We start from the raw sequence: 19807 nt of genomic DNA, 5'->3' as shown, positions 1-19807 counted from the left end.
TTGCGGTATGTTGGGGCATATGGGAATGATTCCGGATTTCCCCGGGAAAGCCCCACAACCAGCGAGATTTTTTCATGAGCGAACATCTTCCCCAGCTTGAGGTGGCCCGCAGCGGCGATCTCGCCCTCGGCATCCTGCCCCATATGGCCAACCGTCACGGGCTTATCGCCGGGGCCACCGGGACCGGCAAGACCGTCAGCCTGCGGGTTCTGGCGGAACATTTCAGCGACATCGGCGTGCCGGTCTTCATGGCCGACGTGAAGGGCGACATCGGGACCATGGCCCAGCCCGGCGGCGACCATGCAAAGGTGCGCGAGCGGGTTGAGTCGTTGAGCCTGACGGATTTCGCCTATCAGGCCTACCCCGTGGCTTTCTGGGACGTTTTCGGGGCCAAGGGCCATCCCCTGCGCACCACGGTTTCGGAGATGGGGCCGCTGCTCCTGGCCCGGCTGCTGGATTTGAACGACACCCAGAGCGGCGTCCTGTCCATGGCCTTCCGCATCGCCGACGACGAGGGGCTTCTTCTCCTCGACTTGAACGACCTACGCGCCATGCTCGTCTATTTGGCCGAGAACGCCAAACGGTTCCGGGCCGAATACGGGAATATCTCGGCGGCCTCGGTGGGCGCGATCCAGCGGGGGCTGCTCGCCCTGGAAGAGCAGGGCGCGGACGAATTTTTCGGCGAACCGGCCTTGAACCTGGACGACCTGATGCAGACCCAGGACGGCAAGGGCGTAATCAACATCCTGGCCGCGGACCGGCTGCTGCGCTCGCCGCGCGTCTATTCAACCATGCTGTTGTGGCTCCTGTCGGAACTCTTCGAGTCCCTGCCCGAGGTGGGCGACCCGGAAAAGCCCCGGTTGGTTTTCTTTTTCGACGAGGCGCACCTGCTCTTCGACCGCGCGCCCCGCGCGCTGGTGGACAAGATCGAAATGGTCGTCCGGCTCATCCGCTCCAAGGGCGTGGGTGTGTACTTCGTGACCCAGATGCCCACGGACCTGCCGCCGGACGTGCTCGGCCAGCTCGGCAACCGGGTGCAGCACGCCTTGCGGGCCTACACCCCGCGCGACAGGGAAGCCGTGCGCACGGCGGCGCAGACCTTCCGCGAGAATCCTGACTTGGATGTGGAAGCGGCCATCACCGATCTCGGCGTGGGCGAGGCCTTGGTCTCGTTCCTTGAGCGCAAGGGCGCGCCGGGCATGGTGCAAAGGGCGCTGATACTGCCGCCGCGCAGCCGCCTGGGCGTGCTGGAGCCGTCGGAAATGGAGCGGATCGTCCGGGGATCGGTCCTGTACGGCCACTACGAACAGGAGATCGACCCGGAATCGGCCTATGAAATTCTCACGGCCCGCCGAAAGGAGATGGAGGAGCAGCGTCAGGCGCATCTCCAACAACAGGAGCGGGAAAAGGAAGAGCGCCGTGCCGCCAAGGCGAGTCGGGCAGGCTCAAATCGCCAGGGGCTGGTCGAAGCCTTCGCCAAATCCGCCATTCGTTCCATCGGCTCCGCCTTCGGCAGGCGCATCGTGCGCGGCGTATTGGGCGGCCTGTTGAAATAATTCCCATGCCTATGACGAAAAAGGGATGCGGGCTTCGGCTCGCATCCTTTTTTTGCGCCCTGTGGATTGTCAAACCAAACTGGAACACCTCGGTAAGTCCGCGCCGAAGGCGCATACATGGGATGCAAGGGTGCGAGCCCTTGCCCGCCGGAGGCGAAATCATTCGACTATTGCCGCGAAGCGGCTTTCAACACCTGAGTCCCCTCTTCAGGGCGTTGAAAGGGAAGCCCCCCACCTGTTTTCCCGTTTCGGCTTATCTTGGGACGAATCAGGACTCGCTCGCTTCGACGGCCTGGACGGCCAGCTCCTGAGCCAGGTCCAGCAGGATTTCCCGCTCCTCCAGTCCGTCCAGGAAACGTTGCGGAATGCCGGACAGTCCCACCTGGGCACCGACCAACGCGCCGGTCAGGGTGGACCGGGCCATGTTCTGCCCGCCGCCGTTGAGGGCGTTGAGCACCGCCGATTCGAAGTCGTCGTGGAATCGGGCGGCCAGGTAATAGGATGCCGGAAGCATGTGGTAGATGGCGCAGGGCATCCCGTACACCAGGGATACTTTCCAGGCCGGTTCGATGCTTACCCCCGGGTCCGCGGCGGCAAGTGCCATGTAGCCGGGGGACAGCAGGGCGTCCGGGGACGCGAAACGACCGGCGCGCGGCGGGTCCGGGTCTCCGGGCCGGGGAGCCTTGAGCCCCTCGCGGGTGACGGCATGGAACGGCAGCACGCCGTCTTTGACCTGCCGCATGAGTTTGGCGGGCAGGATCGGATCGAGCCGATGCCCCTTCACGAGCATGGACAGTACCGCGCAATAGGCGACGGTCATGGAAATGACCGCGTCGTCGGCTTGTGTCAGGGCTGTGTTTCCGCTTACGGCGGCGGCCATGCGCACTGGGTCCAGGGCGTAGCGCACACCGATGGACAGGACCCGTTCGATGGCCTCCGTGGTGTCGGCGTTTCCGCCGGTCCGGCCCCACGGCAACCCCTGTTCCACGCGTCTCCGCCAGGCTTCGCGAATGGATTGGCTGGTGTACCCTCCCGGCCCATGGGCGGGTTCGCCGTTGAGCAGGGGAAAAAGTTCCTCATCCATCCGGCGGCAGAAGTCTTCCTCGTCGTATTCCCCACGTTCCACCAGGGAGCGAATCGTCAATTTATGGATGAATCCCGATTGGGAAAGCTGACCCGCCTTCAGCCCCTCATGATATCGGCCGGGGAGGGGATCGGTGTAGCCGTCGATCCATTCGCCATAGTCGCGGCGCATTTCGTCCAAGTCATAATACCAATGAGGGCCGAGGCCCAGGGCATCGCCGATGAAAGCGCCCATGACCGCTCCCGCGGCCCGATCGCGCATTGCATTCATGTCCGTCCTCCTGTCTTGAAGGCCCATGTCGTTTTTGGGTGAAACCAGACTTTCACGATCTAGTATATGGTGAATGGGCCTTTTTCGAAAGCTCTTCATCGGTCGAATTCAGAGGGGAAAATGCGGGTCGATTTTTGGCCTGTTCGACTCCGAAATTCAGGGGCGGATATGCTCGGAAAACGATCCCGCCGGGAAATAATATCCGCTGCCCGATTTTTACTTCCGACAAGCAAAAATAGGCATTTTTTTGATTGACCGATCAATTAAAAAATGAACTTTTTTTAAAAAACAAGTTAATTCGAATAATTAGAGGCGAAATTTTTTCTTCACATTTTAAATCGGTGTGGTAGATGTGAGTCGTAGCCGGTTGGGTGCCGGTATTGAGAAGCAAATAAATTTAAAGAGAGGATATTGTGATGAAGCGTTTTACCCTGGCTCTGATGCTCGTATTTACCGTTTGTGTCGCTACCGCTTTTGCCGCCAAGTCTTTCGCCGGCGCCACCGAAGCCCATGACATGAGGGCGCACACCGTGGCCGAGGCCAAGGCTTCCAGCGTGGATACCGGCGTTGTGCTGCACGGCCGTATCGTCAAGGTCATCAACGACAACAGCGTGCTGTTCTCCGACAACACCGGCGAGTTGGTGGTCCACATGCAGAACGCCCAGGCCAACAAGGACGTCATCACCAACGCCGATGTCGACGTCAACGGCAAGATCGTCAACGATCTCATGTACACCGAAGTCAAGGCCGACTCCGTGACCATGCACAACTAGTCCGGTCCATATATGAATTGAAAAAGGGACGCCCTGTGGGGCGTCCCTTTTTTTGTGCCTCCGGCGGCCAGAGGGGGAACCTCTTGAAAGAGGTTTCCCCCTCTGGACTCCCCCTCCAGAACTTTTTGGCGCCGCTTCGCGGGATAACACGTAAGCTGATGCATCGGTTTTCTAACATATCCATTTCACCGCTAAATATTACATTAAGCAGAAGAGCTTCGAGCCGCTGCCCGCCCCGCGAAGCGGCCACAAAAAGTTTAGGAAAGGAGATGGGATGGGGGGTCCGGGGGGAAGGGAAGAGGGACAACCCTTTGAAAAGGGTTTCCCTCTTCCCTTCCCCCCGGCCGCCGGAGGCCTCCCAAAAAAGAGGACCTCCCGTCTTCTGACGGGAGGTCCATAACGCGGGGTGATTCCCTAGGAGTATATTTTGTAAGTTGCGGTCACAAAACTCCACCCGCGCTATTGTCGTTTAGCGTCCGTCGTCGCACGGCTCTCCGGAGCCGGGGCTTTCGGCGGAGATGCCGGAGTCGCAGGCGGCGGGGTCTTCGGATTCAGGGGCGACAGGCGTTTCCTCGGCCATGCGGCTGAGGATGGTATAGCGGTTGTCGTAGTCCTGTTCGATCTTGGAGCGGTAGGTCTTGGACAGGTCCGGGTGGAACCGTTCGAGCATGGCGTACCGGTTTTCGCCGGACAGGAATTCCTGGAGGGAGCCGTCCGGGGCCTTGGAGTCGAGCTGGAACGGGTTTTCGCCCTTGTCGGCGCGTTGCGGGTCGAAGCGGAAGAGCGGCCAGTAGCCGGAGTCCACGGCGAGCTTCTGTTCGAGCTGGGTCTTGCCCATGCCCTTCTTGATGCCCTGGTTGATGCACGGGGCGTAGCAGATGATCAGGGACGGTCCGTTGTAGGCTTCGGCCTCGCGGAACGCCTTGAGGAGCTGCTGCTTGTCCGCGCCCATGGATACGGAAGCCACGTAGACGTATCCGTAGGTCATGGCCATGCGGCCGAGGTCCTTTTTGCCGGTGCGTTTGCCCGCGGCTGCGAACTTGGCGATGGAGCCGAGCGGGGTGGCCTTGGAGGACTGCCCGCCGGTGTTGGAGTAGACCTCGGTGTCGAGGACGAGGATGTTGATGTCTTCGCCGGACGCCAGGACGTGATCCACGCCGCCGTAGCCGATGTCGTAGGCCCATCCGTCGCCGCCGAAGATCCAGATGGACTTCTTGGTGAACAGGTCGGCGTCGGCCGCGATGGCCTTGAGGTTGTCGCCGGTCGCGGAAGCGAGGACGGTCTTGAGGGCCGCGCCGGTCTCGGCGGAGGCTTCGGGATCGTCTTTTGCGGCCAGCCAGTCGGCCAGGGCTTTCTTTACGTCGCCGTCGGCGGTTTCAAGGGCCTTTTCGCAGTTGGCGACAAGGATTTCTCGGCGGTTGTCGAGGCCCATGCCGATGCCGTAGCCGAATTCGGCCGCGTCTTCGAACAGGGAGTTGCCCCAGGCCGGGCCGAAGCCGTCGCGGTTGGTGCAGTACGGGGTGGACGGTGCGGAAGCGCCCCAGATGGAGGAGCAGCCCGTGGCGTTGGCGATGACCATGCGTTCGCCGAAGAGCTGGGTCAGCACCTTGACGTAGGGGGTTTCACCGCAACCGGCGCACGCTCCGGAGAATTCCATGAGCGGCTGGCGGAACTGGGAGCCCTTGACCGTGTCGCGCTTGAAGGCGTCGCGGTAGGCCACGGTTTCGGTGTAGTCGAAGTTGGGCACCTGCTCGGCGGTTTGGGTGGCGATGGGCTTCATGACCAGGGCCTTGTCCTTGGCCGGACAGATGTCGGCGCAGTTGCCGCAACCGAGGCAATCCAGGGTGTTGACCTGCATACGGTAGCGCATTCCCTTGACGTCCTTGCCCTTGGCTTCGACGGTGGCGAAGGCAGCAGGCGCGCCCGACGCGTCCTCGTCGGCCAACAGGACCGGGCGCAGGGCGGCGTGCGGACAGACGAAGGCGCACTGGTTGCACTGGATGCAGTTGTCGGCGATCCACTCGGGCACGTTGATGGCCACGCCGCGTTTTTCCCAACGGGAAGTGGCGACCGGCATGGTGCCGTCCTTGGAGAATGCGGAAACCGGCAGGGTGTCGCCCTTCTGGGCCAGGACGGGCCGCATGACGTTCTTCACGTAGTCGGGCTCGTCCGTCTCGGACGCGGGTTCGTCGGCCAGGGACGCCCAGGAGGCGGGCACGTCCACCTGGACCAGGGCGTCGGGAGCCTTGTCCACGGCGGCGCAGTTCATTTCAACGATCTTCGGTCCCTTCTTGCCGTACGCCTTGTCGATGCCGTCCTTGAGCAGGCTGACTGCCTGTTCGAACGGGATGACGTCGGCCAGTTTGAAGAAGGCGGTCTGCATGACCATGTTGATGCGTCCGCCGAGACCGGCCTCGCCCGCGATTTTGACCGCGTCGATGGTGTAGAACTTGAGCTTCTTTTCGGCGATGGTGCGGCGCATGGCGGCAGGGAGGTTCTTTTCGATTTCGCCGCCGGTCCAGGCGCAGTTCAGGACGAAGGTGCCGCCGTCCTTGATGCCTTCAAGCACGTCGTAGAGGTTGACGTAGCTCGGGTTGTGGCAGGCCACGTAGTCGGCGGCCGCGACCAGATAGGTGGACTGGATGGGCTCGTTGCCGAAGCGCAGGTGGGAGATGGTGATGCCGCCGGATTTCTTGGAATCGTAGGCGAAGTAGCCCTGCGCATACATGTCGGTGTTGTCGCCGATGATCTTGATGGCCTGCTTGTTCGCGCCCACGGTGCCGTCCGAGCCGAGACCCCAGAACTTGCACTGCACGGTGCCTTTGGGGGTTGTGTCCAGGGTCCCGGTCAGGACGAGGGAGGAGTTCGTGACATCGTCGTCGATGCCTACGGTGAATCTGGATTTGGGGGCCGGGGAGGCGAGGTTGTCGTAGACAGCCTTGACCATGGCCGGGGTGAATTCCTTGGAGCCGAGGCCGTACCGGCCGCCGATCACTGCCGGGCCGACGCCCTGTTCGAACAGCACGGCGCAGATGTCCTGGTACAGGGGGTCGCCCTGCGCGCCGGGTTCCTTGGTCCTGTCGAGGACAGCGAGCTTCTTGCAGGAAGCAGGCAGCACGCTCAGGAAGTGGGCGGCGGAGAAGGGGCGGTACAGACGGACTTTTATCAGGCCGACCTTTTCGCCCTGTTCGAGCAGATGGTTGACCACTTCCTCGATGGTTTCGCAGGCGGAACCCATGGCGATGATGACGCGCTCCGCGTCGGGCGCGCCAACGTAGTCGAAGGGCTTGTAATTGCGGCCGGTGAGGGCGGAAACCTTGCCCATGTACTCTTCGACGATGGCCGGGATGGCTTCGTAGTTCGAGTTGGCGGCCTCGCGACCCTGGAAGTAGATGTCGGGGTTCTGCGCCGTGCCCCGGATGTTCGGATGTTCGGGGTTCATGGCCCGGGTGCGGAATTCGGCGACCTTTTCCATGTTCAGCAGGGGCAGCATGTCCGCGTAGTCGATGGTCTCGATCTTCTGGATTTCATGGGAGGTGCGGAAGCCGTCGAAGAAGGACACGAAGGGAACCGAGGCTTCCACCGTGGACAAGTGCGCGACCAGCGCGAGGTCCATGACCTCCTGCACCGATGCGGAAGCGAGCATGGCGAAGCCGGTCTGGCGGCAGGCCATGACGTCCTGGTGGTCGCCGAAGATGGACAGGGCGTGACCGGCCAAGGCGCGCGCCGAGACGTGGAACACGCAGGGCAGGAGTTCGCCCGCAATCTTGTACATGTTCGGGATCATCAGCAGCAGACCCTGGGAAGCCGTGAAGGTGGTGGTCAACGCGCCGCCGGCCAGGGAGCCGTGCACCGCGCCGGCCGCGCCGGCTTCGGACTGCATCTGGCGGATCTTGAGGGGATGGCCGAAGACGTTTCTCTTGTTCTGGGCGGCCCACTCGTCGGCGATCTCGCCCATGGAGGAGGAAGGGGTGATGGGGTAAATGGCGGCGGTTTCGCTCATGGCGTAGGCCACCCACGCGGCAGCGGTGTTGCCGTCCATTGTCTTCATTTTGGACATGTTGTGCTCCGTTTCTTATAACTAGGTATTATATATGTTTATCCATCAACCAGCGCTTTGGTGGCGTGGGCGATCTCCAGTTCCTCGTTGGTGGGGATCACGAGCACGTTCACCGGGCTGTCGTCGGTGCTGATGCGGCGCACGCCGGGGGCGCGCGTTTCGTTGCGTTCCGCGGAGAGCCGGATGCCGAGGCCTTCGAGCCCTTCGCAGGCGGCGGCTCTGACAAAGGCGTCGTTCTCGCCGATGCCCGCCGTGAAGACCACGGCGTCGGCCCGGCCGAGCACGGCCAGGTAGGAGCCGATCTGGGCCTTGACCCGATAGGCGAACATCTCGAATGCGAGCTGCGCCTTCTTGTTGCCCTTTTGGCGGGCGGCGTGCACGTCGCGCATGTCGTTCAGGCCGGAAATGCCGAGCAGGCCGCTTTGCTTGTTGAGCATGGTGTCCACTTCAAGCACGGACATATTCCGGTGCTTGGTGATGAAGGGGAACAGGGCCGGGTCCACATCGCCCGAACGGGTGCCCATCATCAGCCCGGCAAGCGGGGTCAGTCCCATGGTGGTGTCCACGCATCGGCCGTTCTTGACCGCGGCCATGGAGCATCCGTTGCCCAGGTGGGCGGTAATCAGGTCCACTTCGTCAACGGGCTTGCCGAGGAAGGCCGCGGCCTCCCTGGTGACGTACTTGTGGGAGGTGCCGTGGAATCCGTACTTGCGGATCTTGAGGTCCTCGTAGAGGTCCGTCGGGACCGGGTACATGAACGCCTTGGGCGGCATGGTCTGATGAAATTCGGTGTCGAACACGGTGACGTTCGGCGTGCCTGGAAAAAGCTCCAGGGCGGCTTCGATCCCCACCAGGTTGGCGGCGTGCAGGGGCGCGAGCGGAATGTTGTCGCGGATGGTCTCCACCACGTCGGCGTCCACCAGGACCGGCGTGGAAAAGGATTCGCCGCCCTGGACCACGCGGTGTCCCACGGCGTCTATGTCGCGCAGGGAGTCGATGACGCCCCATTCCTCGCCGGTGAGTTTCGAGACCATGAGTCCCATGGCCTCCTTGTGATTCAGGATGGGCAGATGCTCCACGGATTTGGCGTCGGGCCATTTGTCCGGATTGGATTTCTGGGTGATGGAGCCTATTTCCTCGCCGATACGCTCGATGAGGCCCGAAGCCATGACCCTGTCGTCAGCCATGTCGATGAGCTGGTATTTGAGGGACGAGCTTCCGGAGTTGATGACCAGGATTTTCATGCTATGCGTTCCTTTGGGCTTGGGCCTGGATGGCGGTGATGGCCACGGTGTTGACGATGTCCCGCACGCGGCAGCCGCGCGAGAGGTCGTTGACCGGCTTGTTCAGCCCCTGGAGTACCGGGCCGATGGCGGTGGAGCCGGGGACGGCCCGCTGCACGGCCTTGTATGTGTTGTTGCCGGTGTTCAGGTCCGGGAAGATGAAGACCGTGGCGTGTCCGGCCACCTCGGAACCGGGCAGCTTGGTCCGGGCCACGTCCGGGTCCACCGCCGCGTCGTATTGCAGCGGCCCCTCGATGGGGATGGAAAGGCCCCGCTCCTTGGCCAGGCTCTTGGCGATGGCCGTGGCCTCCACGACCTTCTCCACATCCGCGCCGGTGCCCGAGCCGCCCGTGGAGTAGGAGAGCATGGCCACATACGGGTCGATGCCGAAGAGCCGGGCGGTCTGCGCCGAGCTCAGGGCGATCTCCGCGAGCTGGGTCGCGTCGGGTTTAGGGTTGACCGCGCAGTCGCCGAAGCAGACTACGCGGTCACCCATGCACATGAGGAAGACGGACGATACAATGGAAGCGTCCGGTCTGGTTTTGATGAATTCGAAGGCGGGGCGGATGGTCTGGGCCGTGGTGGTCACCGAGCCGGAGACCATGCCGTCCGCGTCGCCCGCATGGACCATCATGGTCCCGAAATAGGTGGGGTCGACGATGCGGTCGCGGGCGTCCTCCATGCGGATGCCCTTGTGCTGCCGCGCTTCGAAGTACCGCCGGGCGTAGTCCTCGAACTGCGGTGACCGGGCCGGGTCCAGCAGGACCGCGCCGTTGAGCTGCACGCCGAGATGGGAGGCCTGGGAGAGGATGGCGTCCGGGTCGCCCAGCAGGGTGATGTCCACCACGTTGCGCCGTTGCAGTATCTCGGTGGCCCGGAGGATGCGGTCGCTGGTTCCCTCGGGCAGGACGATGTGCATCCGTTCGCGTTTGGCCGTCTCAAGGAGGTTGTATTCGAACATGATCGGCGTGATCTTGGTGGATTGGGTGGTGACCAGCCGGTTGCGCAGCTCCTCGATGTTCACGCAGGATTCGAAAAGGCCGATGGCCGAGGCGATCTTGGCCGGGTGCTCGGGGTCGATGGTGCCGTGCAGGGCCTGGAGCGTCTGGGTCGCCTTGAAGGTGTGGTCCTTCACGCTGAGGATGGGCAGTGGGACGCCGGTCCATCCTTCAATGAGCCTGTGCACGGTCTCGGACGGCTGTATCCCGCCGGTCAGCACGATGCCCGCGATGTTGCCGTACAGGGAGGACTGGCGCGAGGAGATGCTGGCCAGGATGATGTCCATGCGGTCGCCGGGGGTGACGATCAGCGCGCCGTCCTCGATGTATTCGAGAAAATTGGTGATGTGCATGGCCGCGGTCAGGAAGCTGTCCACCTGCGTGTCCAGCCTGCCGTGGCCGTAAAGCACGGTGGCGTCCAGCCATTTGATGACGTCGTGAATGGTCGGGTTGCCCAGCCGCTTGTCGTCCGGGACGGCGTAGGCCAGCAGCGGGTGCGAGGCGCGGGTCTTGGCCTCGATGTCCCGGAGCGTGTCGGGCGAGAATCCGGGACGGGCGCGGTTCACGATGAGTCCCATGACCTCCAGGCCGCGCTCCTCGAAGACTTCCACCGTGCGCTGGGCCGAGCCGCACAGCTCGTCGTCGCTGCGGTTCAGGCCGTTGACCACGAGCAGGACCGGGCAGCCCAGGTTGGAGACGATGGAGGCGTTGATCTCGAATTCCAGGGTGGCACCGCCGCCGATGTAGTCGGTGCCTTCGCACAGGACGAAGTCGTAGTTCTTTTCCAGCTCCTTGAACTTGTTCAGGGTGCTTTCCAGAAGCAGCGCCTTGTTCCCGCTGTTCATCAGCCTGCGGGCCTCGCTCAGGGTGTAGCCGTAGGTCTGCTCGTATTCCTGATCGAGCTTGAAATGGCGAAGCATGAGATCGATGTCGTGATCCCTGCGGCCGTCCATCGGATCGCTGATGACCGGGCGGAAGACGGCCACGCGCTGGAGGTTCGCCCGAAGCAGGTGCATCACCCCGAGGAGGATGGCGGATTTGCCGCTTCGGGCTTCGGTGGCTGCTATATAGAGGCTCTTGGACATATCGGTCTCCTTGGGAAATGCCGGTGGAGGACCGGGGGAAGGCGTTTGTCGGATCGCCTTCCCCCGGCCGGATGCCGAGGCTTGGTTTGGGGCTGTTGCGACGGCATCCTCTAAGCTCCGTAGGGCATGGGGTATGGTTGATTAAGCGTCCGGGGCGGTGTCCCTTTCCCCGGCAGTGAAGGCCTCGTCCCGGTCGTAGCAGACCAGTCCGCAACGCAGGCAGCGGTCCGCCTCGGCGCGGGCCTGTTCCTCGGTGAGCGGGCCTTCCACCTCGTTGAAGGTGCAGTTGCGGTCATCGCCGTGGCACAGGTGAGGCAGAACAGCGCGGTTCCTCCGTTCCACCTGATCGATTTCCTTGAACAGCGTGTACGGGATCATTCCCTTCTGCGTGGTGTCCGGGACCGGGATGTCTCCCTGCATCATGTGATAGTGGATCGACCGGGCGGCCTTGCGGCCGTCGCCGATGGCCGAGATGACCAGGTCCGGGCCGGTGTAGACGTCGCCCGCGGTGAACACGCCGGGGATGGCCGTCTGGAACGTGTCCGGGTCGGCCACGATGGTCTGCCACTTGGTGGTTTCCAGCGGACAGGTTCCGGCCTCGGAGTCGTCGTACAGGCAACCGAGGTCCGGCTTCTGTCCGATGGCGGGAATGATGAGGGTCGCCTCCATGCGCTGTTCCGAGCCTTCCTTCTTGACCGGGCGGCGGCGTCCGGACGCGTCGGGCTCGCCCAGTTCCATCTCGTAATATTCGAGATGGGTGGCGTGGCCGTTCTCGTCGCCGATGACGCGGGCCGGGGCGGCCAGGAACCTGAACTTCACGCCCTCGTCCTCTGCCCCGACGATCTCTTCCTCGTCGGCGGGCATTTCGGCGCGGGTGCGGCGGTACATCATGGTCACTTCGGCCCCGAGGCGGACGCAGGTGCGGGCCGCGTCGATGGCGGTGTTGCCGCCGCCGACCACGATGACCTTGTCGCCGGTCTCGGGCTTCTGGCCCAGGGCGTGGGCCGTCAGGAATTCGATGCCGCCCATGACGCCGTCCAGGTCCTCGCCCTCGGCGTACATGCCCGACGCCTGCCAGGCGCCGATGCCGATGAAGACCGCTTCGTATCCTTCGGCCTTGAGGGATTCGATGGTGAAATCGCGTCCGAACTTGGTGTTGACCTTGGCCTCGATCCCGAGGTCCAGGATGCCCTGAATTTCCCAGTCGAGGTCCGCCTTGGGCAGCCGGTATTCCGGGATGCCGTAGCGGGTCTGTCCGCCGAGTTTGGGCATGGCGTCGAAGATGGTCGGGCTGTGGCCCAGGCGGCGCAGGAAATAGGCGCAGGACAGGCCTGCGGGGCCGCCGCCGATGACGGCCACGCGCTTGCCGGTGTCGGCCGCGCAAGGCACGGGCAGCCGGGTGCCGGAGCGGAGTTCGCGGTCGGCCACGAACCGTTTGAGCATGTTGATGCCCACGGACGTGTCCACGTGCTGGCGGCGGCAGACCGTTTCGCACGGGCGGGGGCAGACCCGGCCGCAGGTGACCAGCAGCGGGTTGCGCTCCTTGATGGTCATGACCGCGCCGTCGTAGTCGCCCGCCTTGATCTGTTCGATGTACCGGGGAATATTGATCTGGGCCGGGCACTTCTGGCGGCAGGGAGCCAGGCAGTCCGTGGTCTGGTTGAGGTGCAGCAGCCGGGCGGACATGCCGGAGATGCCGATGACCCCGCGCGGACAGGCGTCCACGCAGTTGCCGCAGGCCTTGCACTGGGCCGGGTCGATGACCGGTAGGCCTTCCGGGCCCATGTGGATGGCGTCGAAGGGGCAGGCCCGGACGCAGGTGCCGAGTCCGAGGCACCCTTCGGGGCAGGATTTGGACCCGCCGTAGAGCTGATGGGCGGCCCGGCAGTCCATGGCCCCCTCATAGTGGAAGAGCTCCTCGGCCCGCTGTCCGCCGGAGCAGTCCCGCACGGCCAGTTCCGGCTCGCGTTCGATGACTTCCTGGCCCATGATGGCCGCGATGACGGCGATGGCCTCGCCGTCGGCCACGATGCACACCGAGGCCGGAGCCTTGCCCGCCACGATGGCGGCAGCCGCGCCGGAGCAGCCGGGGAAGCCGCAGCCGCCGCAGTTTGCGCCGGGCAGGTTGTCCTCGATAAGCGCGATCCGCGGGTCCTCCTTGACGAAGAGGAGCTTCGAGGCGATGCCCAGGATGGCGGCGGCCAGCAGGCCGATGCCGAACAGAGTCAGTCCCGATGTCAGTATCATGTTGTCCGTCCCGTTCCGTGTCGTTGTCGGTTAGATCATTCCCTGGAAGGCGAAGAAGGCCAGGGACATGAGTCCGGCCATGATGAGGCCGATGGGCGTGCCGCGCATGGCTATGGGCAGCCGCCGCACGGACAGCCGCTCGCGGATTCCCGCCAGAAGCACCAGGGCGAGCATGAAGCCGAGCCCTGACGCCAGGGAGAACATGACCGTCTTGAAAAAGCCGAACTCCTCGCGCTGGCAGATGAGCGCGATACCCATGACCGCGCAGTTGGTGGTGATGAGCGGCAGGAAAATGCCCAGCGACTTGTAGAGCGGCGGGACCATTTTCTTGAGGAACATCTCCACGAACTGGACCAGCGATGCGATGACCAGGATGAAGGCCAGGGTCTGGAGGAAGTCCAGGCCGAAGGGGGCCAGAACGTACTCCTGGACCAGCCAGGTGATGGCCGCGGCCATGACGGCCACGAAAACCACGGCTCCGCCCATACCGACGGCCACGGACGTTTCCTTGGAGGTGCCGATGAAGGGGCAGTTGCCCAGGTATTGGGCCAGAACGATGTTGTTGACGAACATCGCCCCGATGAAGAGAAGGAAGTATTCCTGCATGGTCGTTTCCTCGAAATCTTAGCAGTTCTTCTGGCCGCAGCCGCCGCAGGAGCCGCAGTCGTGGGTCGGACCCTGGACGGCGGCCAGTCCCCTGCGCTTACGCCGGACGTTTTCCACGAAGGTCATGATGGCCAGCAGGACGCCCAGGGAGACAAAGGCTCCGGGGGCCTTGACCATGATGCCGATGGGCTGGAAGCCTTCCCATAACACGTTGACGCCGAAGACCATGCCCGTGCCGAGCAGCTCGCGCAGCGCGCCCAGGAAGGTCAGGGACATGGTGAAGCCGAGTCCCATGCCCATGCCGTCGGCCATGGACAAAAGCGGCGGGTTCTTGGAGGCGAACGCCTCGGCCCGGCCCAGGATGATGCAGTTGACCACGATCAGCGGCACGAAGATGCCGAGCTGCTGGTAAAGCGGGTAGGCGAACGCCTGCATGAGCAGCTCGACGGCCACCACCAGGGATGCGGCCACCACGATGAAGCAGGCGATGCGCACCTTGGCCGGGATGATCTTCCTGAGCAGGGAGACCATCAGGTTGGACAGGGTCAGGACGAAGACCACGGCCATGCCCATGCCGAGCCCGTTGTTCGCCGTGTTGGTCACGGCCAGGACCGGGCAGAGGCCGAGGACCAGCTTGAACGGGGGCAGGTCCTTCCACAGTCCCTTGGAGAATTCCTTCCACAATCTGTTCATGTTCGACTCCGAATAAGGGCCGGGCTTAGGACCAGCCGCCGGCGAGTTTGCCCTTTAGGGCGTTGAAGATGGCGATGGCCTCGCGGACCGCGGACACGGTGCCGTTGGAGGAAATGGTCGCCCCGGCGACGGCTTCGATGTCGCCGCCGTTCTTCTTCAGATCCACGCTTTCCAGGGAATGTCCCCTGAATTGCGTGGCGTACCCGTGCTCGGCCACGCGCGCGCCCAGGCCCGGGGTTTCCTTGAGTGTGGTGATGCCTATGCCGGTCAGGGTCATGGCGCCGACGTCGAAACCGACCATGACGCCGATGTTGCCGCCGTATCCCTTGCCCGAGGTCTCAAAGGCCAGTCCGATGAGCTTGCCGTCCTTGAGGGCCGGGAAGACCATCACGGTCCGGCCGTCAACATCGAACGTCCGGCGGTCCTTGATGGGGTCGTTGTCGTAGCCGCTCAGGACCGACTGGATGGCCGGGGCCTGGACATAGGTCAGGACCTGTTCCTCGATGATCGGGGCCGTGACCTGCTTGAGCGCGGCCAGGGTGATGCCCGCGATGCCGCAGATGAGCGACAGGACGATCATCATTTTCATCATTTCCTTCATGGCCTATCTCCTTCCGAACGGCTTGGGCCGGATGCGTTCGAGCGCCGGGGTGAACAGGTTGGCCAGCAGGATGGCGAAGGGCACGCCGTCCGGGTAGACCCCGTAAATCCGGATGATGACGATGAGCGCCCCGGCCAGGAGGCCGAAGAGCAGCATGGGAATCTGCCGGTTGGGGCTGGACGGGCCGTCCGTGGCCAGGAAGAACGCCCCGAACAGGGTGGACCCGGTCAGCAGGTGGAAGGCCGGGGAGGCGTACATCGACGGGTCTATCCAGTGGAACAGGAAGGCGGTCAGGGCGACGCCGCCGATGACTCCCACAGGGATGATGGACGAGATGTGCTTGCGCATGACCAGGAGCATTCCGCCCAGGAGCACTCCCGCTATCTGGACCGAGCCCAGGCCGCCGAGCTGCTTGCCCAGGAAGAGCTGTCGGGTGTCGGTGATCTGCACCGCGTCCAGGCCGAAGTTCTTGAGCTGGGCCAGGGGGTAGGTCAGGTCCATGCCGAGCATGGAGGCGTCTATGTCCATGAATGAGGGCCAGGAGATGCGGCAGATGGCCCAGCCCACCAGGGGGGCGCAGAACGGGCTGCCGCCCAGGGGCCCGAAGGCCATTTTGCCCAGCACGATGGAGGCCGCGCTGCCGAAGGCGACCAGCCACCAGGGCGCGGTGGCCGGGAGCAGGAAGGCGAAGGACAGCCCCACGGTGAAGGCGTGGAAATTATGGACGTCGGTCTCGCGGTCCATGAAATAATCGCAGGCCATTTCGGCCAGCACGGCCGTGGCCATGGACAGGGCCATGACCCGGACGGCGGGCATCCCGAAGGTCATGGACGCCATGACGGCGGCGGGCAGCATGGCCACCAGTATGGTCAGCATCCGGTCCCGTACCGTGGTGCCGCAATGGCGGTGGGGCGGGACCGAGACGGTCAGGGCAAAGGGGTTGAGAGGCTTCACGGCTGGGTTTCCTCCCCGGACTGGGCTTTGGCCTTCGCCAATTCGTGCTTGGCGAGCCTGATGTATTGGAGCATGGGGCGGCGGGCGATGCAGAAGAAGCCGCACAGGCCGCATTCGAAACAAACGTCCACGGCTTCGGCCTCGGCCTTGTCGTACCGGCCGAACTCCGCGTAGCTGGTAATCATGGCCGGATCGAGGCGGGCCGGACACCGGCGCACGCATTCGCCGCAGCCCACGCAGGCCGCGTCCATGGCCACCGGAGTCGGGTTGCGGATCAGGCTTACGGCGGTGGTTGCGCGGTCGACGCCCTGCCTGGGCGAAGCCGCCGCCGTGCCCCGGAGCATACCGCCAAGGACGATGCGGTCGCCATCGTGGATGGTCAATCCGTCGCTGGTCAGAAGCTCGCCGACCGGGGACCCCAGGCCGATGAGCCTGGCGGAGTTGCCCACCGTGACCATGGTCTCCATGACAGGCAGCCCTGTTTCCATGGCCATTCCGGCATGGAAGACCGTCTCCAGACCCACCACCAGGGTGTTGTCGGGAGCTTCCTGGCCCGTGACGGCCTTGGCCACCAGGGGATCGAGCCCCTGCGGGTATTGATCGGAGATGACCTTGACGGCGATGTCCGGCAGGGATTCCTTCACTCCGCCGGGAACGGCCAGGATGACTTCCGCAGGCTTGTATCCCCGGACCAGGGCCGAGGTCCCGGCCCGCAGGGTTTCCAGCTTTTCGGCCAGCAGCGTCCGCCTGGAGAGCAAGCCGGGCTCTTCGTCCACGGCGTTGAGGATGAGGACGTCGACCTGCCCGAAGGCCGGGAGGTCCGCGCCGAGTTCGCGCAGCCGCGCGAGAAGATCCTGGCCGCCCAGGCCGTCGAGGATGGCCGGGTCCACGGTCTCGCCGCCCTCGCGGACGATGCGGATGCGGTACGGGTCCACGTGTTCCACGGACCCCGGGAACGGGGCGTGGATGTCGCCCATGCCCGGCTCGGACGCGGTGGCGATGCGCTCGCCGCGTTCGACCTTCTGGCCGCAGGTGACCAGGGGACAGTGGCGGGTCAGGGTCAGCTCCGCCGGGGCGGGAGGTGTCGATAGGGTATTCATATTCCGCCTACCTGCTGATGTGGCATTGGTTGCAGTTGTCGGGGCCGTAGGGGCCCGCTCCCATTTCTTCGTGGCAGGACATGCACTGGTCGTGGAAGGCGTTCATGCGGGGCAGGACCAGTTCCCTGGTCTCGGACTCATGGCACTGGTTGCAGGCCGAGAAATCGCCTTTGTAGTCGGTCATGTCCTTGGGGATGTGGCAGGACTTGCAACTGGAAAGGCCCTTGTCGAACATGTCCTCATGGCATTGGCCGCAGCTTTGGTGCCCGGCCTCGCGCATGGACAGGAGCTTGTCCGTGCTCTTTTCCGTGTGGCAGTTGTTGCACTTTTGCGGCTCGGGCTCGATGTCCTTGCCGTGATGACAGTCGTAGCAGTCCGAGGCGTAGTCGGTATGCGCCTCATGGTCGAAGCGCACTGTGTCGTACTCCACATGGTGGCAACGCACGCAGTAGGACTCGTTGGGGAAGGAGTCCATGTGGTTGTCCACGAAATTATCGTCGAACTCGTTCGGATGACAGGAGCCGCAGGCCAGAGCTTCGTCCTGGGGGGAGACGATCGGCTGGGCCTTGTCGTGGTGGCAGCGGGAGCATTCGATCTGGTAGTCCCTGTGGTGAACAAGGTGGGAGAAAAGAACCTTTCCCCCGTTGTTCTCGAATAGGATGCGCACGGGCATCGGCTGCGTCTGGCCCGATCGGACGTATCCGATGATGGCCACCGCCAGGAGCACTATGGTCGCCGCAAGGACGGGAAATATCTTCGATTTTGAACGCATTTTTCCTCTCCGCCGCGAGGGTACGGCAGCTCCATCTTGTTGTATATGAATGATTTATTTTATCTGCGGGCGGCCGTAGCCGCCCGCAGAGGGTATGTTGTTACTTGGGTATGACCGCCCATTCGGGAACGATGCTGAGGTCCACGCCCCAGAGGCTCGGGAGGATGTAGACCACGAAGGCCGTAATCAGGATTGTTCCTATCAGGTTGAGCCATACACCTGCCTTTGCCATTTGTTTGATGGTCACGCATCCGCTGCCGAACACGACCGCGTTCGGCGGGGTGGCCACCGGGAGCATGAAGGCGTAGGAGGCCGCCACGCAGGCACCGATGATGGTCGCGTACGGATGCACGCCCATGGCGATGGCCGCGGAGCCCATGATGGGCACGAGCAGGGTGGCGGTGGCGGTGTTGGAGGTGATCTCCGTCAGGAAGATGGTGATGAGGACCACCGCGCCCACGAAGACGATCATGCTGGCGCCTTCGAGCGCGCCGAGCTGGCTGGCGATGTAGGCCGCCAGGCCGGTCTTGGCGAAACCGTTGGCGATGGCGAGACCGCCGCCGAAGAGCAGGATGACGTCCCAGGGAATCTTGACCGCGGTCTTCCAATCCAGGAGGAACTTGCCTTTCTTGAAGTCGACGGGGATGGCGAACAGGATCAGGGCGCCGAGGATACCGATGGTGGCGTCGCCGATGTACTTGAAGTGGGGCATGATGCCGAGGACGAAGGAGGATTCGGCCATGAAGCCGCGCGCCAGCCAGAAGGTGGCCACGAAACAGCCCACCACGACGATCATTTTTTCTTCGCTGGACATGGGGCCCAGCTTCTTGACTTCTTCATTGATGATTTTTTCGCCGCCGGCCAGTTCCATGCCGCCCATGGGGAACAGGAACTTGGTCAGCAGGAGCCATGCGATGGCCAGGGTGACGACGGACAGCGGAACGCCGAAGAGCATCCACTGGCCGAAGCCGATCTGCACGCCGAACATTTTTTCGACCATGCCCGCCATGACGGTGTTGGGCGGGGTACCGATGATGGTGGCCACGCCGCCGATGGACGCGGCGTAGGCGATGCCGAGCATCAGGCCGCGGCCGAAGTTGAACTCGGGTCCGACGTTATTGCTGCTGTCGCGCAGGTGGTCGGAGTCGAAGCCTGTGGCCTGCTGGATGACGGCCAGCCCGATGGGCACCATCATCATGGCGGTGGCGGTGTTGGACACCCACATGGAGAGGAAGGCCGTGGCGACCATGAAGCCCATGATCATTCGGGCCGGGCTCGTGCCGATGGCCTTGATGGTGTACAGGGCCACGCGGCGGTGCAGGTTCCACCGTTCCATGGTCACTGCCAGGAAGAAGCCGCCCATGAACAGGTAGATGAGGTGGTTGGCGTACGGGGCGGTGGAGGCCGAGGATTTCATGACGCCCAGCAGGGGGAACATGGCGATGGGCAGCAGGGAGGTGGCCGGGATGGGAATGGCCTCGGTGATCCACCAGATGGCCATCAGAGCCGTGACGGCCGCCACGCGCCATGCTTCCAGCTTCATGCCTTCGGGAGCCGGGATGAGCAGCATGGCGATGAACACAATGGGTCCGAGAAAGAACCCTATTTGTTTGCCTTTGTTGGATTCAGCCTGATCAGACATTTTACACTCCTCAGTAGTTGTTCTTTTTCATCCAGGAAAGGACCGCAACCCCAGACGGCGCTGAGGATAAATTCCGGGCGGGG

14 protein-coding genes are annotated in these 19807 nt (G+C 63.5%); 2 read left to right on the top strand and 12 right to left on the bottom strand.

The genetic code is table 11. From position 1 onward, the window contains the following. Positions 1-74 precede the first annotated feature (74 nt). Entirely contained in the window at positions 75-1556 is a 1482-nt protein-coding gene (locus tag PSN43_RS14270; protein ID WP_272701407.1) for a helicase HerA-like domain-containing protein, read from the top strand. A 268-nt stretch (positions 1557-1824) separates the two neighbouring features. Here PSN43_RS14270 and PSN43_RS14265 read toward each other — a convergent pair whose 3' ends face one another. Beyond that, positions 1825-2901 carry an ADP-ribosylglycohydrolase family protein gene (locus tag PSN43_RS14265; RefSeq protein WP_272701470.1) on the bottom strand — a complete coding sequence of 359 codons (1077 nt, stop codon included), beginning with the start codon at positions 2899-2901 and terminating at the stop codon, positions 1825-1827. 425 nt (positions 2902-3326) lie between these two features. On the opposite strand from PSN43_RS14265, the gene PSN43_RS14260 reads away from it, so the two are divergent. Then, complete coding sequence (locus PSN43_RS14260) at positions 3327-3683, top strand: NirD/YgiW/YdeI family stress tolerance protein (RefSeq protein WP_272701406.1); 357 nt, start codon at positions 3327-3329, stop codon at positions 3681-3683. Between the two features lie 469 nt (positions 3684-4152). Here the strand turns inward: PSN43_RS14260 and nifJ are convergent, their stop codons facing one another. From nifJ to PSN43_RS14205, 11 genes are all read right to left on the bottom strand, one after another. Then, positions 4153-7743, bottom strand: coding sequence for a pyruvate:ferredoxin (flavodoxin) oxidoreductase (gene nifJ, locus PSN43_RS14255; RefSeq protein WP_272701405.1), 3591 nt, complete (start codon positions 7741-7743; stop codon positions 4153-4155). Between the two features lie 38 nt (positions 7744-7781). Continuing rightward, positions 7782-8987, bottom strand: coding sequence for an acetate kinase (locus tag PSN43_RS14250; protein ID WP_272701404.1), 1206 nt, complete (start codon positions 8985-8987; stop codon positions 7782-7784). A gap of 1 nt (position 8988) precedes the next feature. After that, positions 8989-11109 (bottom strand): phosphate acetyltransferase, encoded by a 2121-nt coding sequence (gene pta, locus PSN43_RS14245; protein WP_272701403.1) that lies wholly within the window; start codon positions 11107-11109, stop codon positions 8989-8991. Positions 11110-11250: 141 nt separating this feature from the next. Continuing rightward, positions 11251-13356, bottom strand: coding sequence for an FAD-dependent oxidoreductase (locus PSN43_RS14240; protein WP_272701402.1), 2106 nt, complete (start codon positions 13354-13356; stop codon positions 11251-11253). Between the two features lie 30 nt (positions 13357-13386). After that, positions 13387-13962 carry an electron transport complex protein RnfA gene (locus PSN43_RS14235; protein WP_272701401.1) on the bottom strand — a complete coding sequence of 192 codons (576 nt, stop codon included), beginning with the start codon at positions 13960-13962 and terminating at the stop codon, positions 13387-13389. A gap of 18 nt (positions 13963-13980) precedes the next feature. Next, entirely contained in the window at positions 13981-14655 is a 675-nt protein-coding gene (rsxE, locus tag PSN43_RS14230; RefSeq protein ID WP_272701400.1) for an electron transport complex subunit RsxE, read from the bottom strand. A gap of 25 nt (positions 14656-14680) precedes the next feature. Continuing rightward, positions 14681-15256, bottom strand: coding sequence for an RnfABCDGE type electron transport complex subunit G (gene rnfG, locus PSN43_RS14225; protein ID WP_272701399.1), 576 nt, complete (start codon positions 15254-15256; stop codon positions 14681-14683). Positions 15257-15259: 3 nt separating this feature from the next. Then, complete coding sequence (locus PSN43_RS14220; RefSeq protein ID WP_272701398.1) at positions 15260-16210, bottom strand: RnfABCDGE type electron transport complex subunit D; 951 nt, start codon at positions 16208-16210, stop codon at positions 15260-15262. Then, positions 16207-17310, bottom strand: a complete 1104-nt coding sequence (locus tag PSN43_RS14215; protein ID WP_272701397.1) for a 4Fe-4S dicluster domain-containing protein — start codon at positions 17308-17310, stop codon at positions 16207-16209. Before PSN43_RS14215 ends, PSN43_RS14220 begins: the two co-directional genes overlap by 4 nt. 7 nt (positions 17311-17317) lie before the next feature. After that, complete coding sequence (locus tag PSN43_RS14210) at positions 17318-18082, bottom strand: cytochrome c3 family protein (protein ID WP_272701396.1); 765 nt, start codon at positions 18080-18082, stop codon at positions 17318-17320. Between the two features lie 100 nt (positions 18083-18182). Continuing rightward, on the bottom strand, positions 18183-19724 hold the full coding sequence (locus PSN43_RS14205; protein WP_272701395.1) for an SLC13 family permease: 1542 nt from the start codon (positions 19722-19724) through the stop codon (positions 18183-18185). Positions 19725-19807 lie beyond the last annotated feature (83 nt).

The organism is Desulfovibrio sp. Fe33 (assembly GCF_028532725.1).
Classification (GTDB): Bacteria; Desulfobacterota; Desulfovibrionia; order Desulfovibrionales; family Desulfovibrionaceae; genus Pseudodesulfovibrio.
This window is presented reverse-complemented; position numbering and strand designations above follow the sequence as displayed.

Coding starts and splice junctions, on each gene's coding strand:
- PSN43_RS14270 (WP_272701407.1), top strand. CDS start 75: ATGAGCGAACATCTTCCCCAGCTTGAGGTGGCCCGCAGCGGCGATCTC.
- PSN43_RS14205 (WP_272701395.1), bottom strand. CDS start 19,724: ATGTCTGATCAGGCTGAATCCAACAAAGGCAAACAAATAGGGTTCTTT.
- PSN43_RS14210 (WP_272701396.1), bottom strand. CDS start 18,082: ATGCGTTCAAAATCGAAGATATTTCCCGTCCTTGCGGCGACCATAGTG.
- nifJ (WP_272701405.1), bottom strand. CDS start 7,743: ATGTCCAAAATGAAGACAATGGACGGCAACACCGCTGCCGCGTGGGTG.
- PSN43_RS14260 (WP_272701406.1), top strand. CDS start 3,327: ATGAAGCGTTTTACCCTGGCTCTGATGCTCGTATTTACCGTTTGTGTC.
- PSN43_RS14215 (WP_272701397.1), bottom strand. CDS start 17,310: ATGAATACCCTATCGACACCTCCCGCCCCGGCGGAGCTGACCCTGACC.
- PSN43_RS14240 (WP_272701402.1), bottom strand. CDS start 13,356: ATGATACTGACATCGGGACTGACTCTGTTCGGCATCGGCCTGCTGGCC.
- rnfG (WP_272701399.1), bottom strand. CDS start 15,256: ATGAAGGAAATGATGAAAATGATGATCGTCCTGTCGCTCATCTGCGGC.
- PSN43_RS14235 (WP_272701401.1), bottom strand. CDS start 13,962: ATGCAGGAATACTTCCTTCTCTTCATCGGGGCGATGTTCGTCAACAAC.
- PSN43_RS14265 (WP_272701470.1), bottom strand. CDS start 2,901: ATGCGCGATCGGGCCGCGGGAGCGGTCATGGGCGCTTTCATCGGCGAT.
- pta (WP_272701403.1), bottom strand. CDS start 11,109: ATGTCCAAGAGCCTCTATATAGCAGCCACCGAAGCCCGAAGCGGCAAA.
- rsxE (WP_272701400.1), bottom strand. CDS start 14,655: ATGAACAGATTGTGGAAGGAATTCTCCAAGGGACTGTGGAAGGACCTG.
- PSN43_RS14250 (WP_272701404.1), bottom strand. CDS start 8,987: ATGAAAATCCTGGTCATCAACTCCGGAAGCTCGTCCCTCAAATACCAG.